Annotated in this window: 20 protein-coding genes; 10 read left to right on the top strand and 10 right to left on the bottom strand. The window is 55.4% G+C overall.

Annotated elements, in window-relative coordinates; genetic code table 11:
* Positions 1–19 precede the first annotated feature (19 nt).
* Together MHM85_RS04990 and MHM85_RS04985 are read right to left on the bottom strand one after the other, a co-directional pair.
* A complete protein-coding gene (locus MHM85_RS04990; RefSeq protein WP_219861618.1) occupies positions 20–595 on the bottom strand; it encodes a TetR/AcrR family transcriptional regulator in 576 nt (191 codons plus the stop codon).
* Between the two features lie 141 nt (positions 596–736).
* Positions 737–1,693 (bottom strand): sulfurtransferase, encoded by a 957-nt coding sequence (locus MHM85_RS04985; protein WP_219861620.1) that lies wholly within the window; start codon positions 1,691–1,693, stop codon positions 737–739.
* A 204-nt stretch (positions 1,694–1,897) separates the two neighbouring features.
* Here MHM85_RS04985 and MHM85_RS04980 point away from each other — a divergent pair, with 204 nt between their 5' ends.
* From MHM85_RS04980 to MHM85_RS04970, 3 genes are all read left to right on the top strand, one after another.
* Positions 1,898–4,210, top strand: coding sequence for a hypothetical protein (locus MHM85_RS04980; protein ID WP_219861622.1), 2,313 nt, complete (start codon positions 1,898–1,900; stop codon positions 4,208–4,210).
* A gap of 54 nt (positions 4,211–4,264) precedes the next feature.
* A complete protein-coding gene (locus MHM85_RS04975) occupies positions 4,265–4,513 on the top strand; it encodes a hypothetical protein (protein ID WP_038484122.1) in 249 nt (82 codons plus the stop codon).
* A 73-nt stretch (positions 4,514–4,586) separates the two neighbouring features.
* Complete coding sequence (locus tag MHM85_RS04970; RefSeq protein WP_219861625.1) at positions 4,587–5,144, top strand: DinB family protein; 558 nt, start codon at positions 4,587–4,589, stop codon at positions 5,142–5,144.
* 71 nt (positions 5,145–5,215) lie between these two features.
* Here MHM85_RS04970 and MHM85_RS04965 read toward each other — a convergent pair whose 3' ends face one another.
* From MHM85_RS04965 to MHM85_RS04950, 4 genes are all read right to left on the bottom strand, one after another.
* Positions 5,216–6,295 (bottom strand): L,D-transpeptidase family protein, encoded by a 1,080-nt coding sequence (locus tag MHM85_RS04965; RefSeq protein ID WP_153842572.1) that lies wholly within the window; start codon positions 6,293–6,295, stop codon positions 5,216–5,218.
* Positions 6,292–7,089, bottom strand: coding sequence for a prolipoprotein diacylglyceryl transferase (gene lgt / locus MHM85_RS04960; RefSeq protein ID WP_153842571.1), 798 nt, complete (start codon positions 7,087–7,089; stop codon positions 6,292–6,294). The genes MHM85_RS04965 and lgt overlap by 4 nt, the downstream gene beginning before the upstream one ends.
* 87 nt (positions 7,090–7,176) lie before the next feature.
* Positions 7,177–7,443 (bottom strand): hypothetical protein, encoded by a 267-nt coding sequence (locus MHM85_RS04955; protein ID WP_219861627.1) that lies wholly within the window; start codon positions 7,441–7,443, stop codon positions 7,177–7,179.
* Positions 7,444–7,690: 247 nt separating this feature from the next.
* A complete protein-coding gene (locus MHM85_RS04950) occupies positions 7,691–8,365 on the bottom strand; it encodes a hypothetical protein (RefSeq protein ID WP_219861629.1) in 675 nt (224 codons plus the stop codon).
* A gap of 195 nt (positions 8,366–8,560) precedes the next feature.
* On the opposite strand from MHM85_RS04950, the gene MHM85_RS04945 reads away from it, so the two are divergent.
* The 4 genes from MHM85_RS04945 (at position 8,561) to MHM85_RS18360 (ending at position 10,517) form a co-directional block, all read left to right on the top strand.
* Positions 8,561–9,115: a carboxymuconolactone decarboxylase family protein gene (locus tag MHM85_RS04945; protein WP_153842569.1), complete on the top strand. Its 555-nt coding sequence runs from the start codon at positions 8,561–8,563 to the stop codon at positions 9,113–9,115.
* A gap of 63 nt (positions 9,116–9,178) precedes the next feature.
* Entirely contained in the window at positions 9,179–9,745 is a 567-nt protein-coding gene (locus tag MHM85_RS04940; protein ID WP_039175543.1) for a sigma-70 family RNA polymerase sigma factor, read from the top strand.
* The gene (locus MHM85_RS04935; protein WP_219861632.1) at positions 9,742–10,197 is read left to right on the top strand and encodes a thioredoxin domain-containing protein; all 456 of its coding nucleotides are present in this window, start codon (positions 9,742–9,744) and stop codon (positions 10,195–10,197) included. The genes MHM85_RS04940 and MHM85_RS04935 overlap by 4 nt, the downstream gene beginning before the upstream one ends.
* 110 nt (positions 10,198–10,307) lie before the next feature.
* On the top strand, positions 10,308–10,517 hold the full coding sequence (locus MHM85_RS18360) for a zf-HC2 domain-containing protein (RefSeq protein ID WP_331250788.1): 210 nt from the start codon (positions 10,308–10,310) through the stop codon (positions 10,515–10,517).
* A 216-nt stretch (positions 10,518–10,733) separates the two neighbouring features.
* On the opposite strand, the gene MHM85_RS04930 is transcribed toward MHM85_RS18360, so the two are convergent.
* The 3 genes from MHM85_RS04930 to MHM85_RS04920 form a co-directional block, all read right to left on the bottom strand.
* Positions 10,734–11,201 carry an S-ribosylhomocysteine lyase gene (locus tag MHM85_RS04930; RefSeq protein WP_219861635.1) on the bottom strand — a complete coding sequence of 156 codons (468 nt, stop codon included), beginning with the start codon at positions 11,199–11,201 and terminating at the stop codon, positions 10,734–10,736.
* A gap of 51 nt (positions 11,202–11,252) precedes the next feature.
* Positions 11,253–11,603, bottom strand: a complete 351-nt coding sequence (locus MHM85_RS04925) for an antibiotic biosynthesis monooxygenase (RefSeq protein ID WP_139526471.1) — start codon at positions 11,601–11,603, stop codon at positions 11,253–11,255.
* Between the two features lie 63 nt (positions 11,604–11,666).
* Entirely contained in the window at positions 11,667–12,344 is a 678-nt protein-coding gene (locus tag MHM85_RS04920; RefSeq protein WP_139526470.1) for a haloacid dehalogenase type II, read from the bottom strand.
* Between the two features lie 192 nt (positions 12,345–12,536).
* Between MHM85_RS04920 and MHM85_RS04915 the strand changes: the two genes are divergently transcribed.
* The 3 genes from MHM85_RS04915 to MHM85_RS04905 all read left to right on the top strand — a co-directional run bounded on the left by MHM85_RS04915 (position 12,537) and on the right by MHM85_RS04905 (position 16,647).
* Entirely contained in the window at positions 12,537–13,226 is a 690-nt protein-coding gene (locus tag MHM85_RS04915; protein ID WP_219861637.1) for a response regulator transcription factor, read from the top strand.
* 8 nt (positions 13,227–13,234) lie between these two features.
* The gene (locus tag MHM85_RS04910; protein ID WP_219861639.1) at positions 13,235–14,608 is read left to right on the top strand and encodes a sensor histidine kinase; all 1,374 of its coding nucleotides are present in this window, start codon (positions 13,235–13,237) and stop codon (positions 14,606–14,608) included.
* An 83-nt stretch (positions 14,609–14,691) separates the two neighbouring features.
* Positions 14,692–16,647, top strand: coding sequence for a TonB-dependent receptor (locus MHM85_RS04905; protein ID WP_219861642.1), 1,956 nt, complete (start codon positions 14,692–14,694; stop codon positions 16,645–16,647).
* A gap of 80 nt (positions 16,648–16,727) precedes the next feature.
* On the opposite strand, the gene MHM85_RS04900 is transcribed toward MHM85_RS04905, so the two are convergent.
* Positions 16,728–18,161 carry an aspartate aminotransferase family protein gene (locus MHM85_RS04900; RefSeq protein ID WP_139526466.1) on the bottom strand — a complete coding sequence of 478 codons (1,434 nt, stop codon included), beginning with the start codon at positions 18,159–18,161 and terminating at the stop codon, positions 16,728–16,730.
* Between the last annotated feature and the right edge of the window lie 28 nt (positions 18,162–18,189).

The following is an 18,189-nucleotide window of genomic DNA, read 5'->3' as shown; positions in this document are numbered from 1 at the left end:
ATGCACAAGTACGTGCACCTTAGCGACTCGCCAGCGTGCGTAATACATGTTCGACCTGCGCTTTCGCTTGCTGTTGATTGACACCACTTTTGAGTAGTAACCGCAGCCCTGACATAGAGAGCGTCAAGAAGTACGCCAAGCTGCCTGCATCATGTCCCGGAGAGATAGCGCCTTCTTGCTGTGCTTGTTCAATCACCGTAACGAAGAAATCGGTGATGGCCTGAACACTTTGCTTGGCCGCCTGGGCCTCTGCGCTGTCACCGTTACCCAACTCAGTGGCCGAGTTGAATATCAAGCAGCCCAACGCCGCTTGCTCGCTCTCTGCCTGCTCGGCAGTGCGTGTCAGTAAACTGTCGATAAAGTGCCAAGCGCTCTCTTGTTGAGCGAGCAATGTCGCTAACTCTCCCAAAAGCTGATCCCGGTAACGTGTCAGCGCTTCGGTAAAAAGCGCTTCTTTACTGCCATAGGCATGATAGAGGCTACTGCGGGAAATGTTCATGGCACTCAGCAAATCGCGCAGCGATGTATGATGGTAGCCCGAACGCCAAAAGGATTGCATAGCAGCGCTCAATGCGGCTTCTGGCTCATGCTGCATCGGTCTTCCAACACCCATGTATCTACCCCACTGCCTGTCTGACTCATTAGCGGCCTAATATACCATGGGCGGTCTCGTTTGCGATGGCCACGCTTTCCTATACCCCAAATGCCCGCACGACATGTGCGGGCTATAAAAGGCTTAGTTGAGCAGCTCACGTACCTGCTTGATGCCTTCACGGGCAAGCTGTACTGGCCGTGAGTCGCTAATGGTCCAGGCGGCCATAGAGCCGTCGTACATGGCGATATTCTCAAATCCGGCCACTTCACTGAGCACAAACCAGTCGGTCGCCGCCCAATGCCCGGTATTGCAAAACGCGATGGTGCGCTCACGGCTATCGAGGTCGGCTTCATTGATGCGTGATTGCAGACCATCCACATCCAGATAGTAAGCACCGTTTTGAACATTCAAGTGGCTTTGGTGCGGTAGGCTTCGTGCGCCTGGTATCGTGCCGGCCACTCGTGCGGCGGGTGATTTATTCTCACCTGAAAAATAGTCAGAGGGTCGTGCGTCTACCAACTGCGCCTGCTCTTCTCGTGCTGCCTCTACCTCTTCCGTGCTGGCCACTAACTGCTCCCGTAACGACGCTTCGAAGCTGGTCGAGTCAACAGCACTTGGTTTACCGCTGGCAACGTCATAGCCCTGCTGCTGCCAGCCTGCAAAGCCACCGTTCAAAATTGCCACGTCATCGTGACCTAATACTTTCAAGGTCCAATAAATCCTGGCTGCACTGCCAAAGTCAGTCGGCCCCGTGCCTGCTGGCACAATTACTACATCGCTGTCGTTGCTGATGCCCAAACTACCGATCAATGCTTCCAGGTCATCGACCTCGGGCATTATCCCCGCCACGCTGTCACGAGTTTCACGCCAGCCGTCATCGGTGTAGCTGGTGTAACGGCTGCCCGGTATGCGCGCTTCTCGAAAGCTATCTTCATCTCCGCCGTTATCGATGGAGGAACGAACGTCCAAAATCACCAGCGATGGCTCATCTTTGTGGGTATCTAACCACTGCGCATCCACAAGGGGCGTCATTTCCAACGCTTGCGCTTGGGCAACCACACTGAAGACACCAACGACACTGATAACGCTGCGTTTCATGGAGACAACTCCTCTGCCAGGAAGGAACGATTGGTACAATACTCTTATCATGCGCTATAAAGAGAGAAGCTGACAATAGAGTTTGGCTATATGGCACTCGCCAAGGGCACAAGAAAATAATCTGCGTGACGCTGTAAGTATTTTGAAAGTGGCCTCACTGAACATCAGCACAATGCATGAGAACAATGCAACAGGAGCACTGCTATGCCCCCTTCCACCCCACGCTCGTCTGAGTCAGCGCCTACCTTCTGGCTCAGCGGTAAGCGCCATGCCGAGCAGGATCATTTTTTCCGTCGCAATTTAGAAGCTCAGCAGTGGAAGGAAGGGGATGAACGTCACTGGCAGGCTGCTTGGGTAACCGGCATGCCGTTGAAGAGTGCTTTCCGTCACACCTCGCCCACGTGCAAAATGAACCATATCCCGGGTAATGCCGCACTCACCGTTAAGAGCCGCTTGCACGAAAGTCTGAACGGCTTGCGCGAGCGCATGCGTCACGCCTTCGGGGAAGACCATGAGACCGTAACGCGGCTGGACTTTTTTCCGCGTGCCTATGAAATGCCTCACGACTACCCGGCCTTGATCGAAGATGCCTCGGCTAACCCGCATAAACACTGGATTTTAAAGCCCACCAACGCTTCCAAAGGGCAGGGTGTTCGTGTTCTCAAGGACCCCACCACCGCCCCTCTCACCCCCAACTGGCTGGTACAAGAGTACGTCGCGAACCCGCATACCATTCGCGGGCACAAGTACGTGCTGCGTCTTTATATGTTGATCGCCAGTATCGATCCGCTGCGGGTGTACCTGTATGACCAGGGTTTTGCCAAGCTCGCCTCTGAACCCTGGGACCCCGACGATATCGACAACCCCTTTAGTCAGTTAACCAACCCAGATATCAATGCCTTGAATATCGAGGCGGAGATCCCTGTCGAGTTTATTGATCTAGAACGCTACCGAGAGTGGTTACGCGATCAGGGGCATGATGATGACGTGCTGTTCCACCAGCTGCGGGATCTTGCCACGCTCACGGCGCTCTCGGCAGCCGGTACCATGCGGTTACGAACCCAAGAGGATGGCGCAGACCCTATGGGCTGTTACGAGTTGATTGGCTTGGACTGCCTGGTGGATGATCAACTGAAGCCGTGGATTTTGGAGTGTAATTTAAGCCCGTCGCTGGGTATTTGCGCAAAACCAGAACATGGAGGTACCGTCGAAGAGGCGGTGAAAGGCGCCCTAGTGAGCGATATGCTTAGCCTTGTAGGACTCTCACCACGGGTGACACCTCCCTATATAGATGCAGAAGCGCTGGCCGCTGAACGCAAGCGCTCAGGAGGGTTTGTGCCTCTCTATCCTGAGGCCAGCTTAGATGCCACGCTGGATTACTTACCGTTCATCGGACTCCCCAGCCTCGCCGACTACCAGCTGGCTTCACCTGAGCTTCAGCAAGCTATCGCGTTTCGTACTCACGGAGTGAGTGAGCTGATTGAAGGCGACCAACTGGCGCTTTATCACCACCCAAGCGGCCTCTACTACCAGTTAAACGATAGCGCTGCCTTGATGTGGCTACTGGCTAGCGAGGGCGAGTCTATCGAGCAGATGATCGTACACCTCACCGCCGCCAGCGGGGGGCAAATAGCCAAAGAGCAGTTGATGGCCGACCTATGGGCAACGTTAACCCCTTGGTATCAGCAAGGCCTCTTGACACCGCATACGACTACTTCAGACGTGCCGGAGGCCTATTCCGAGCGCCCAACATCTACCGCGTGGCAAACCACCTTTTATTTTGCAGGGCGACAGTGGCTATTAACGGCCCCTAGCGGTGCTATCGCGGAGCATTTATCGAGCGCCTTATCGCCATTGGCGAAAGGCATGCATGACGCCGCCTTACCCGCCGAGCCTTTACACCTATTAGAAAGCGCCAACGGTTACTGCCTCACCAACCATTGCCGCGTCATCAGCGCTCGCCTTAAACGGCCCGATATTCTGAATGCCATCACCCGCTACTGCATGAAGACAGCCTCTCGTGCGGGCGAGTTAACGCTCGATATTGCGCTACTGGGCAATACACAGCAGCAATTCGCCTGCGTATTACCCACCCCAATGTCCCCAGGCGTACTCGACACACTGGCACACGTGGCTACGCAGCACGGCTTGAGCATCACCCGTGGGGCACGACTTTTCCCTCAGTCACCCACGTGCCTTGTTCCACTGAATCTTCCGCTCAGTGATCACGATTGGACGCCTCTGCCTCATCAGCACTTAGAGACACCTCCCGTCATCGTCCTCTCCGCAGATGCCGAAACGCTGCCCGAGCCGCTCACTTCTTTGTCTTTACTAGGCGCGCTGTTACCGACAGCGTATGAAACAGAACACCACCTCAGCGCCGAATCGCTTCATGCGCTGCACACGCTGTGTCAGCGCTCAGAGCAGGTATCGCTTAGCTTGGCTTCTCAGGGTCATGATCTTGACGCATGGCTGAGCCGCCACGTATTGCAACCCACTTCCCATGCCGCTGTGTAGCGGTGGGTAAGAGGCGCCATTTGGCGCAATGATCGCGACCATAGGAGAACGACCATGTCTCAACATGAAGCAAAACGCCGGTTACTCAGCCGTTTGAGCCGTCAGTTTGGCTACACGGCTCCCGCCCTCGCGCTGGTAGCGAGCGGTCTGGCGTTTCAAGCCCACGCTGATGAGCCAACCGACAGCATGACGAACGTTCAGCAAGCACCCATGATGCTGGCGGAAGGTGGTGCTGAAGGCGGCGGTGAAGGCGAAAAACCAGAAGGTGAAGGGGAAGCCGAAGGCGGTGCTGAAGCCGGTTAACACTGCGCTCACTGCTTAATCCGTTGTGCTGAGCTGGTGCTTCGACCAGCTCAGCTTATGAGGAGCCTTCGCTATGCCCGTGACATCGCTGCCCGTCTCAAAATGCCAATTTCCCTGCCAACCGTTGGTTGAAGAGAACACGCTCTCGCTCACACAGCTGCAGTCGCTCGTGGCCTCTCTTGCTAGCACGTCGTATAGCCAACTATTTGGCAGCCAGTCAGTGGGCAAACATGTTCGCCACATCATAGAGCACTACCAAACGCTGCTGGCGGGATATACTAACGCACCCCATGTGGATCAGATTGATTATGAGCAGCGCCTACGAGAAGAGGCACTTGAAGAGAGTCCTGCGGTAGCCGCTCATACGATTAACGCGCTACACAGCGCTCTTCACGCATTGAATGATAAGCCCGCGGATGCCCCCTTGATACTGAACTATCCCGTTGGCCATGAAGGCCATGCGTATCCGCTCGCCTCTAGTTTAGGAAGAGAGTTGGCGTTTCTTACCAGCCATACGGTGCACCACATGGCACTGATTCGCTTACTGTGCGACACCCTGAGTGTCACGGTACCCAAAGACTTTGGTGTTCACCCCTCCACGCTTCGCCATTGGCGGCAATGCGATCATTAAATAGAGTGTTACCAAGCTGTGATCGCGTACCGCCATGGCACCGACGTGCCATGGCGCTCTATCCAGTCTCCTTATCCGTAAACACAATGCGTTGCACTGGCCTGGCCGATCATTTGGTAAATATCCATGTCGGTGACCGGCTCAGCGTTTTCCTCTTCAGACACATAGAGCGAGGAAAGTAACCAAATCTGGTCGTCTGATTGCTCGAACCACTGGTTCACCTTGTCGGCATCTAATAAGGCCAGCTCGTCTTCCTCGATTAACGCCTGGGAAAGCAGCAGCGCCTTAAGCGTTTCCAAAGTGGCTTGTTCATCGTCAAGGGTGTTGAACACCTGCACCACTACATCACCGTCTTGGCCACTGCCTACCTTAATGGGTTCATCAATGATATTGACCTGCGTTCCCGTAGGCACGTTATCGAAAATTGAGCCAATGTCTTCCGGATACATCCGTATGCACCCTCGGCTGGCCCGCATGCCAATCCCGTCGGGCTGGTTGGTACCGTGGATTAAATACCCAGGTATATCCAACAAAATAGCGTGCTCACCCAGCGGATTATCTGGCCCGGGTGGCACCACAGCGGGTGCGGGCTCACCACGCGCCGCCGCCTCTTCACGCATGGAGCGCGGCGGGTACCAAGCAGGATTTTCAAGGCGCATGGTCGTTTGTGTGATACCCAGCGGCGTATCGTAGCCATCACGCCCGATCCCGATAGGATAGGTCTCAACCCTAGGGGCTTCCCCTTGAGACACATTTGGATAGTAATAGAGCCTTAATTCCGCCACGTTGATGACGATGCCCGTGCGTGGCACATTGGGCAGAATGTGTTGCCTGGGAATGGTGACAGCCGTTCCTTCCCCTGGCACCCACAGGCTTACATCGGGATTGGCCGCACGGATCTCTTCGTAGCCTACTTTGTGCGTCCGAGCGATATCAATCAGCGTATCTTCTTCATTGGCAAGCACTTGATAATATTGACCGATGACATCGCCACTGTCAGGCAGCGGATAGTGGTTATCGGGCACCGTCGTTTCCTCTGCGCTCACCCATATCGGCCATGTCAACACGCTCAGTAATGCGGCGTTACGTACCGCCGCGACACTCTGTTTCAACATCACTCGTTTTACCTTCTGACGCATAACAGCACTCATTGTGTTACCTCCTTAACATTGGCAGCAGGCTGATAACGTGACCACAGCATTAACCCCAGCCCCCCTACTATCATCGGTAGCGTAAGCGCATGACCCATGGTGACCCAGTCGAAAGCGATAAACCCAAGATGGGCATCGGGCATACGCACAAACTCCACCGCAAAGCGGAATACGCCATAGCCGAATAGGAATGCCCCGGATAGCAATCCCCTTTGACGAGGACGACGTGATAACCAGAAGAGCACAACAAATAGCACCACTCCTTCTAGCAGCATCTCGTATAGCGCAGAGGGATGGCGTGGCTCAGGCCCTAGCTGCGGGAAGATCAGCGCCCACGGCACATCCGTCACACGGCCCGGAAGCTCTTGATTAATAAAGTTGCCCAACCGCCCAGCGCCTAAGCCAATGGGCACAAGAAGAGCCACAAAGTCAGCGATATCGATAAACGCCATTCGCTTTTTGCGCGCAAAAAAGAGCGCTGCCGCGATCACGCCAACGAGGCCACCATGGAAGCTCATGCCTCCATCCCATACCTGCAATACCCACAGCGGGTCGCTTGACCACTGCTCCATGCCATAGAAAAGGGCGTATCCCAATCGGCCGCCAACAATCACGCCAACAGCGCCATAAAAAATCAGATCACTAATGTCATCTTTACTAAGGCCCAAGTAGTCGGCACGCCAACGCCCCAACCACCATGCAGATAAGAAACCCACCACATACATTAATCCATACCAATGAATCACCAGTGGCCCAAGCGCCACGGCAACGGGGTCAATCGCCGGATAGTCCATTGTTTTCTCCGTTTTTCTAACAGGCATACCGTGATGTCACGGAGTATCTCCATGAACGCCAAGCGGTATGAAAAAGCGTTTAAGGTGCTAGAAAGACAAGAAAAAGCGGGGAGGTTTCTCTAATTGCTCAGGAAGGGATTGCGGGTAAGGCACCTTCATCAACCCTTGTGGGGAAGGTGTTAGCACATGGCCTGACATCGCGCAGGCACTCGCAGGTGCAAAGGGAGAACAGGAGGCGTCGGTATGCTCGGCGGCCTGCTCTAAGGCAGAGAGAGAAAGACAGTGGGCGTCAGCCACACTAGACACTGACACAGGCGCATCGACTAAGCAGCTGCCTTTAGCAAGGCTGCTCACACTGGCTCCTGACAGCATAACGATGACCACCATCATCATGGCAGCCAGTTGCTTAGCTAGTCCGTTACGCATTTTTCGCCATGTCAGCCAACCTTCGATGTCTAGCTACCAGTGTCTTTTAGCCATGCCCTCTTTACCCAAGCGAGCAAACGCGAGCAAATAGTCTTACCACAAAAAGAACAGTCAGTCCAAAAGGCGACTTTCAGCTCAAGTCTAAAGCCGCCCTGCATCTCTAAATCCTGCGGGTCTACCTATTACAGTGCCCATCTACCTCACCTGTGAAGCGTTGCTGTGCGTGCACCACATACGCCGCCAAGGCCGCTAGCTCCTCAGAATCCCATGGGAGTGGGTCCGCTGCCATAGGCGCTACCATGCACAGTTGAACCATTTCATCGGCATGAACAGTCTCCATGCCAAACATGTTGGTTCCCATCGCGACGGGGTGGGGGAACGGCTGCTGAAAGCTCGTTTGAAAACCGGCATCGCCTTTTGCGCCGTGGCAGCTTGCACATGAAAGGCCATTGGTGCTCAGCGAAGCATCGTTAAACAGCGCTTCACCGCGCTCGATGAGCGATGCCGGGTTATTTCCACGCTCATCATACTGCGGCGTATAGCCGTCAGGCCTTCTCACCAACGCTGCTTTAGGGTGCGAGGCTGCTTCTGCTTGGGCTTCACCTTCTGCTTCCCCCTCTGCTTCTGCCTCGGCTTCGCCACCCGCCTCTGGGCTTGCCTCCGCCGAGCGATGGTTGCTCGCCAACATGATGCTCGTAAATGACGCCTCTTCTGCCAAAACGGTTTGTTGCCCCGTGAATGTTTGGAACATAACGCCGCCTGCTACCAAGGCAATGGCAGGGGCAGAGTAGCAAAGCTGTTTACGCAGACGGTCAAGCAATTGGCTTCGTAGATCACGATCTAGGCGCATAGCGATCACCTGTCGATAAAATTGTTATTGGGGCATGCGCTTCTCTGTGATCGAACCATAAATATCCTTACACACGGCACGCAAAAAAGAGCATTGTCATTTTTGAACCGATTGTTCCATAATCTTACAGCATCCTGGCATGACGCCTTGCGTGATGCCTTCATCGATTTATTTATCGTACAGAAGGAGGTTGTAATGGCTGATTTTCCGCTTCACACCACGGAGAGTGCTCCTGAAGCTGCCCACGCTAACTTGCAGGCTGCCGAGAAAAAAATGGGCTTTTTGCCCAACATTTTTGCCAAGATGGCAGAAGCTCCTACCCTACTGGAAGCCTACCTAACGCTTGATGGCATTTATGCCAAAACAAGCTTGAGCCCCGTCGAGCAACAAGCGGCTTTGCTGGCCATCAGCGCGGATAACCAATGCTCTTTTTGCGTCGCAGCCCATACCGGCGGTATCAAAAAAGCAGGCGCGGATGATGAATTAATTAAAGACTTACGCTCTCGCAAGACCCCCAACGACGCGAAAATTGCGGCGGTGACCCGTTTTGCTCGTCATCTAAACGCACAACGCGGTTGGGCAGAACAAACAGAAATCGATGCCTTTTTAGAAGCGGGTTTTTCGCACCAGCAAATCTTAGAACTGGTCATTGCCTGTGCGTTAAAAACGCTGTCTAACTACACGAACCATGTCGCTGGAACACCACTTAACGAAGAGCTAAAGCCACTTGCTTGGAAAGCTGACACTTAAATCGATCTCTGTGGCCGCCACAGCGGCCGCTTCGATAACCGTTCTCTAGGGATACACCTGACGATGACGCTGTTACCTATGGATGATCACATCGCCGCCCTGCGACCAAAACTTATTTCCTTTGCACGGTTACAGCTACGAGATCACACGGCAGCGGAAGACATTGTTCAAGATACGCTCATCACTGCGATTGAAAAACAAGACACCTTCAGCGGCCGATCTGCCTTTGAAACATGGGTGTTTGGGATTTTAAAAAACAAGCTTCTTGAACGAATACGATACGAACGCCGCTACATTTCATGGCAAGACGAAGAGTATAGCGACGAAGACTCCTTCGAGAACTTGTTCAAAGAAAATGGACGATGGCAAGCCGCCAGCAAACCTAAGTCCTGGGGTGAGCCTGATCAAATGTTAGAAAATGCGGCTTTCTGGCAATTGTTAGATACCTGTTTGATCGCCCTTCCTGGCAACACAGCCCGTGTTTTTACGATGCGCGAACTCATGGATCTCACCACGCAAGAAATTTGCCAAATACTTTCGCTGAGTGAAGCGAATTGCTGGGTCATCTTACATAGAGCAAGGCTCAAATTACGTGCTTGCATTGAAAAAGGCTGGTTAATAGAGAAATGAAGAAGACGTCAAAAAAGGCAAACAAGCCGCTAAAGAAAGGCATCAAATTCCGCAAGCTGATGCGCAAAGCAGCCATCCTTCTCGCCTTCTTGGCGGTCCCCATTGCTTGGCTAATCGCTAACGAACAGTCGGCTCGACAAGAATCAGACTTGAGCATCCTGGGAAGTGGTCAGCCGGTGGCGGTACAAGTGCATGATCACAGCTGCCCACTGTGCCAACGTCTCAGAACGAATGCGGAGCAAGCGCTGAACGAAATGGAGCATCCGCCAGCTTGGCGCATTGCAGATATCAACACCACCAGTGGTGCCGATTTTGCGCATAGATACGGAGTGGGCCACGTCACTATTCTTCTATTTGATGGGCAGGGAAATCGCCAGCAGACCATCGAAGGTGTTACTGCCTCACATGATTTACGCAGTGCTTTCGAGAAGCTTATGCAATCGAGCTACTAGAGCCAAACTTACTTATTTGATTAATTTCAATATTATTACCAGGGAGGGCTCCAAAAATGCAAAAAGTAAACTTAAACAAACATCTTCCCAATACACCCTAAAATAACTCAATGGAGGACCCAGGTATGATTATGTGCAAAGAAGCCACTCGGCTAATGTCACTGAGAATTGAGCAACCACTAACATTTCAACAAAAAACTCAGCTAGCAATTCATCTTTCAATGTGTGGAGCATGTCGTCGCTGTGACAAGCAGTTTCGTTTTCTACACGACTCATTCAATCGCCACCCCAGTCAACTTGGCGATACTAACAAAAAATAAAGTGAAAGCATCTAGCTATTAACAAGTGACTAGATGCTTACACTTTTAACGTTATATTACCTATACAGCCCATCACCGACGTCATGCATCAAGTCGATAACGCTAGTATTGTCAAGCCTTCCTGTTCGCGTATTGAATATAGAAACTGCCTACACTCTCTAACGAAAACGCCCCCAATGAAGGGGGCGTTTGGCGTGTTAGATTAACGCCAGGGTTTTAAGCAAAGACCTCGGTCCATTCACTGCGCTTGGCCAGCAGGCCTTTGGCGAGTTCCTGAGCGCCTTCCAAGCTGTGGCTGGCGGCCCAGCCGCACTGCATTTCGTTGCAAGCGGGCACCTCGGTGGCGGTAAGTACGTCGTTGAGGGTCTGCTCGATGATCGACAGTACATCGTCGTAATCATCGTGGTTGATCAGCGCGATGTAAAAGCCGGTCTGGCAGCCCATTGGGCTGATATCGACCACTTTATCCGTGTGATTGCGCGACATTTCCGCCATCAAATGCTCCAGGGAGTGCAGCGCAGGCATCTCCATGTGCTCTTTGTTAGGCTGGCAGATACGCAGATCGTATTTATGGATACGGTCGCCGTTCTGGCCCTCTTTGATATCGGCCAAACGTACGTAGGGGGCTTTTACCTTGGTGTGATCCAGGTTAAAGCTTTCGACGTTCATCTTTTTCTCGGTCATATGGGCTCCATCATCGTTCGGTTTTGGTCGCCTATTCTACACGTTGTGCCCTCATGACACCTTGGGCGCATCAAAATTCCACGGCTCATCGGTGTAGACGCACACGTTGGCGTCTTCGATATCGCCATCGGGCGACTCAACGTGCTGGGCGAAGAACTCTTGAATTTCTTTGCGCTGGCAGTGCGCCTCGAACTCTTCACGACTGGCCCAAATCTCGTGAAACACGATGGGATAGCTAGTGCCCTGGGCAAACGGGTTATCGATTTGGCGGGTCACCGTGTAGTGCAGGCAGGCATCTTCGCGATGCGTATTGGGCTCCAGGCTCTGCAGCGCTTTGAAGACGGCTTCCTCTTTACCGGCTTTGGGTTTGAAGCTTGCGATGCAGTAGATTTTTTTCGACATATCGTCTTACCCGTGAGAATGAAAGCTGCCCCCATTATGGGGTCGATAGCGATGGATACCAACCTATCGCATCATGCGTTCTGCCAACGTCTCCAACTCGGGCACCGTCATATCGGGTTCGATCCCCCAAGGGTCGAACGGTGCATCCGAATGGCGACGTACCCAGGCACTGCGCAAGCCCGCATGGGTGGCACCAATCACATCGAACGGGTTACTGGAGATGAGCCATGTGGTTTCCGGCCGTGTCTCTAACCGTGTGCGAAGATAGGCGTAAACGGCGGGGTCGGGCTTGAAGCGCTTGATGGCGTCGACACTCACCACGGCGTCCATGTGACTTTTCACCCCGGCGCGCGTCAACAGCTGATTGACGGCGTCTTCGGTACCGTTCGAAAACGCCACGCAGCGAATACCGGCATCGCGCAGTCGGTCCAGCGCGGGCACCACGTCGGGGAAAGCGGGCAGCTCAGCATAGACGGCCATCAAGTGATCGCGGTCGTTATCCGACAGGCCGGTTTGCAGCGCGCGGTCGGTAAACACCAGCGCCTCGCGAGTACACTCGGCAAAGGGCACGTAGGCGCCCATCAGCCCATGGCGAAAGCTGTACTCGAGCTGTTTTTCCCGCCAGCGCTTGGCGAACTCTCCCGCCTGCTGCGCATCTTGCAGGCGACGTTCCAGCTCGATCGTCACGCCTTGGGTATCAATCAGCGTGCCGTATACGTCAAAAGCGAGTACCGGTTGCATGACAGGCTCCTTTCCAAACATTGATGGCTTTATGACGTTAAGCGTAGCGGGCTGGCCGAAAACCTCCATTAGCATGACATCTCTCTTGGCCGTGAAAAGAGACCTCGCCTTGCGGTGTTCGTTTCATTACTTGCCAACAGTAATGCAAACAATCATTATTATCATTCGCCAGAACAATGCTCTTTATGGTTCATGATGCCTGCTCCTCACCATCTCTTATTGATCGACGATGACCCCATCCTTGGTAAGCAGTTGATCACGCTGCTCAGCCAGCGTAACTACCGCGTTACTCACTGCCTGGATGCCGACAGCGGTTTTCGATGTGTACAGGAAAACGATATCCATCTACTGCTACTGGACGTCCGACTGCCGGGTATGAGCGGCTTGGAGCTACTCGCAGTGCTGCGTGACAGGTTCTCCCTGCCCGTTCTAATGCTGAGCGCGTGCGGGGCCGAAGAAGAGCGCATCAAAGGGCTACAGCACGGCGCGGATGACTATTTGGCCAAGCCCTTCCACCCGCTCGAATTGGCGCTGCGTATCGACGCATTGCTGCGTCGCTCGGCCCCACCACCCGCTGCCCAAGCGCAGTGGTTGCAGGTCGATGACCTCTCCCTTGACGCCTCTCGCACAGAGCTCAAAGTGGCAGGGAAAGCCGTCGAGCTTACCCCACTACAGTTTCGTTTACTTTGGTTGTTGGCCCATCACCGAGGCCAAACGCTGAGCAAGACGTATCTTTATCATCGCCTGTTTCAGCGGGAGTACAGCCCCTATGACCGTAGCCTGGATATGCACGTCAGCCGCGTTCGTCGTAAGCTCAGCGGTGCCGGGTTCGACGCGCTTAGGCTGCAAACTCAGCACGGCAAAGGGTACTGCTTGCAATGAGACAGCGATTGCGATGGAAGCTGTGCGGCATCGTGGCGACCGGTGGCATTGCGTTAGTGGTCTCGACGTCACTGCTCGAGAAATGGGCAGAGCGCCAAATGAGCGTGATTGCCCCACACCACCAACACACTTTGGCAAGCTGGGGCGAGACTGCCGAAGCCCTATACCGCGCGGGCGACGACGCCGCACTCGCCGACTGGCTAGACGCACTGCAAGCCCAGGAGAACACCTGGGCAGCGGTGGTTACCTCCAGCGTAACGCCAGTGGCTGGGGGCACGCTCTCCGAACAGTTTCGAGAGGGTTATCGGTTGGGCCGGCTGATCGAGTGGCCGATTCATCTCTATTTTCCCGACAATCCCATCATGGACATCACCTTCGAAGGCGGCCACCGTCACTTTTTAATTACCCTGCCCCAGCGCATGCGCCCGGGTAGCCACTTGAGAAGCGTCATTTGGCTCGTCAATGGTGTTATCCCGCTTCTGACGCTGTTAGCCATTGGCTTGCTGCTGTATCGACACATTAGCGGGCCGCTGCGCTACCTGCGCGATGCCACGCAGGCCATCAGCGACGGTCAGCCTCATCCGCCACCAAGCACGATGCCCCGTGACGACGAGTTAGGCGAGCTCATGCTCCGATTCGACGGCATGGCCAGCAAAACCCAAGCGACCATCGCTGCCCAGCGGCAGCTTTTGGCCGATCTATCCCATGAAATTCGCGCGCCGCTGACACGCCTTGGCTTGGCGATCGAGCATATGAAAGCAGGCGCTAGCTCGCCTTCGTCCGTCGCTCGCCTGGAGCAGGAAAGTCAGCAGATGCGCCAGTTAGTCAATGATGCCCTAACGCTTGCTTGGCTGAGCCATGAGACACCGGTTTTGGGTACCGACACCTTTGATCTGGTCGACCTACTGGACGCTTTGTTGGACGACGCGCGTTTCGAGTACCCCGATCACCGCTGGAGCGTGTCGCTGCCGGAGAGCGCTCTGCTGTACCACTCTAGCCAGCGCGCATTGGGACAGGCGCTGGAGAATCTGTTACGCAACGCCTGCCACTATTCGTTGGCTACGTCACCGCCGCCCACAGTGACACTGTCTCTGACCCCCCAGCCGCGCGGCTATCGGCTAACCCTGCGCGATAACGGTCCAGGCGTCGAGGCCTCGCAGTTACCACACTTGTTTACCCCCTTCTATCGCACAGCCGATGCACGCCGATGCCGCCCAGAAGGCACGGGGCTAGGACTTGCATTATCACTGCGTCATATCCATGCCGTGCACGGTAACATCGTCACACGTAACCACCCCGAGGGTGGTTTGGAACACCTCATCACACTGCCGAGAGATGCAGCCCAGCAAGGCATCGACCTACCCGCACACGATCAGTTGTAACAGTTGTAAAAACGGTAGCCAGCCGCGCACACTCAAACGAGAATAATAATCAAATAGAAAAATATGGGAGCCTACTCGTTACCATGCAGCCAACCGCTCGCTTTCTTCGTCATCCTCTTACGCTAACCATCGCTACTCTGATGAGCAGCACCGCGTTTGCTCAATCGCCAGCGTCGCTGGATACCCTTCACGTCGTCGAGGAAGCGCCTCTCCATGGCGACAGCGTGGTAGAAGCCGAGACGCTGGAGCGCTACCAAGCCGACGATCTTGGCGATCTATTCGATCAAGACCCACAAATCAGCGTGGGCGGCTCGCTCGGCATCGCACAGAAGCTCTACGTGCGAGGCATCGAAGACCCGCTGTTGAACGTTACCATCGACGGCGCGGCCCAAAGCGGCAGCCTGTTTCACCATACGGGCCGTATTGGTGTAGATCCTGCCCTGCTCAAGCGCGTCGAAGTCACCACGGGGGCCGGTCGTGCCACTGATGGCCCCGGTGCCCTAGGCGGCAGCGTGCGCTTCGTCACTAAAGACCCCGATGATCTACTGCGTGATGGAGAGCGCTTGGGCGGGCTATTGTCGGCGGGAGCGGGCACCAACCCAGAAAGTTATCGCGTGAGCACCACCCTGTTTGGTCGCGTCAACGACCAGTGGAGCGCCATGGGCACTCTCGTCGAACGCGACCAGCAACGCTATGAAGACGGCAACGGCAGCGAACAGGCCGGCACCGAGGCCAATCAGCAGTTGGGCCAAGTGAAACTGCTAGGGGACTTCGGCACACAGCGTTTTACGCTCAGCCATGAGATTCGTCAGGACGAAGGCGAGCGGGCCCAGCGGCCTCAATGGGTCGTTAGCGGCTTCAATCGCCTGTACTCGCTGGATGCCGAGCGCCAAACCAGTACGCTGAATTACCAACTGCGCCCGCAGGGGCAATCATGGCTCGACCTGGAAGCCACGCTATACCACACCACGGCCGATGTGGAACAAAACGTCGCGGACCGCTGGGGACGTTATTTCGGCGAATCCGAGTCCACCGGGCTGACCCTTGCCAATACGAGCCGTGTGGGCAGCCACCGTATCGTTTACGGCATTGACTATCGGGATGACGAGGTCACCGCAGGTTACGAGGAAAACCCTACACAGGAACGCGAAAGCGGTGATATCGCCGGGATATTCGTACAAAACGACCTGCAGCTCACCGATGACGTTCGGCTGGGGATCGGCGCCCGGTACGACCGCTATCGCCTCACCGATAATAGCGGCCTCTCTTACCGCGAGGACGACATAAGCCCCAATATCGACGCCGAATGGATGGTCTCCGATCACGTCACGTTGAGCGCTGCCCATGCGCGCGCATTCCGCGGCCCGAAAGCCCACGATGCGTTCAAGCTCGAAGGCGCCGCCAACGCCCCGGATCTTCGCGGCGAACAGGCACGTAACAGTGAAATCGCCGCGCGCTTCGAGCAGGGTCCTTGGCAACTCAGCGCGGAGCTGTACCGTTCGACCATCGATGACGTCATTGCCGACCCCCTGGGCCGCCCTACCCTGTATCAGAACGTCGGCGATCTTGAATCCAACGGTTATGTGCTCAGCGCGAATTACCAGTGGGCATCGCTGTCCGCCGGGCTGAGCTTCCATCACAATGATATCGAGCTGAATGGCCAGCCGCTGACCGTTTATGAGTACAACGGTATTGGTAACACCATCGGCAATACCTGGACGGCAAACGTCGACTACCAAGTCAATCGCGCCTGGCAGGTGGGCTGGCGTGGCCAGTTCGTCGAAGGCATTAGCGCCTTGGAGACCTCGGTGGGCACCATTGGCAAACCGGGGTATGGCGTACACGATGCCTATGTCCGATGGCTTCCCACCCAAAGCGAGGACTTAGCGGTCACGCTAACCGTCAACAACTTGCTGGATAAGCAGTATCTGGACCATGCCAGCAACGCTGACTTCGAGCACCTCCCAGGCTATGAGGGCATCGTAGGGCTGGCCGAGCCCGGGCGCGACGTTCGCCTGGGCGTCGACTACCGGTTTTAATCCCAGTGATCACTACGTACTGAAACGACACTGCCCGCAGCAAGCGGGCAGTGTCGTTGGTCGAGTTATGCGTTCAGGCGTTAAATCGTGAAGGCGGCTTCCTGCTGGCCGGTTTTCAGATCACCCGCGCGCACCAGCTCATCGGTCACGCGGTCGATGGCGCGCTTGGCACGGCCGATCATCTCGTCCACTTCACCACGGTTGATGGTCAGCGGCGGCGCGAAGCCGAGAATGTCGCCCTGGGGCATGGCGCGGGCAATCAGATTTTCTTCCATAGCCGCTGCCGCCACCCGAGGGCCGACTTTCAGCGTGGGGTCGAAGTGCAGGCGCTGCTTGGCATCCGGTGAAAACTCCAGCGCCGCCATCAGGCCTACACCGCGCACGTCGCCCAGCAACGGGTGGCCTTCGAAGGTCGCTTTCAGCTGCTGCTGGAAGTAAGCGCCGGTTTCTGCTGCGTTGCCCACTAGGTTTTCGCGCTCGATGATATCCAGGTTGGCAAGGCCAGCAGCACAGCCCAAGGCGTGGCCGGAATAGGTCCAGCCGTGGCCGATGGGGCCGAATTCACCGGTGCCCTGCTCCAGCACTTTCCATACCTTGTCGCCGACGATGACGCCGGACAGCGGCTGGTAGGCGCTGGTCAGGCCTTTGGCGATGGTGATCAGGTCAGGTTTCATGTTGTAGTGGTGGCTGCCGAAGTCGGAGCCAGTACGGCCAAAACCACACACCACTTCGTCGGCAATCAGCAGCACGTCGTACTTGTCCAGCACCGGCTGAATCGCTTCCCAGTAGCCTTCTGGCGGCGGCACGATACCACCGGTGCCTAGCACCGGCTCGCCGATGAAGGCGGCCACGGTGTCCGGACCCTCTTCCAGAATCATCGCTTCGAGCTTGTCCGCGCAGTAGGCGGAGAATTCGAGCTCGGTCATGCCGTGTTGTTCGGCGGCACGCAGGTAGTAGTGCGGCGCTTCGGTATGACGGATGGTTTCGATGGGCAGATCGAAGTGGTCGTGGAACGCCTTCAGGCCGGTCAGTGAGCCAGACGCGATGCCGGAGCCGTGGTAGCCGCGCATACGCGAGATGACCTTTTTCTTCTGCGGGCGGCCCAGCACGTTGTTGTAGTAGCGCACGATCTTGAGCTGGGTTTCGTTGGCGTCAGAGCCGGACATGCCGTAGTAAACCTTGGACATGTTGAGGCCCGCGATTTTCAATACGCGCTCGGACAGCTCGATTTGCGGCTCGTTGGAGTGGCCGACGTAGGTGTGGTAGTAGGAAAGCTCAAGCGCCTGCTTGTAAATCGCTTCCGCCACTTCGGTGCGGCCATAACCGATGTTGACGCAGTAAAGGCCCGCAAAACCGTCGATGAACTCACGGCCATCTTTATCCACGATGTGGATGCCTTTACCGCCGGTAATCACGCGGCCCGGCGCATCGCCATGGGCGAAATCACGCAAATGGGTAGAGGCGTGGAAGGTGACTTTGCGGTCGCGTTCGATCAGGTCCTGATGCAAGCTCATAACGTTCTCTCTGTACGATACGCCTTTC

It is taken from the genome of Halomonas sp. McD50-4, assembly GCF_022348135.1.
GTDB classification, from domain to species: domain Bacteria; phylum Pseudomonadota; class Gammaproteobacteria; order Pseudomonadales; family Halomonadaceae; genus Vreelandella; species Vreelandella piezotolerans.
Note: the sequence above shows the minus strand (reverse complement) of the source record. Positions and strands in the feature narration are given on the sequence as shown.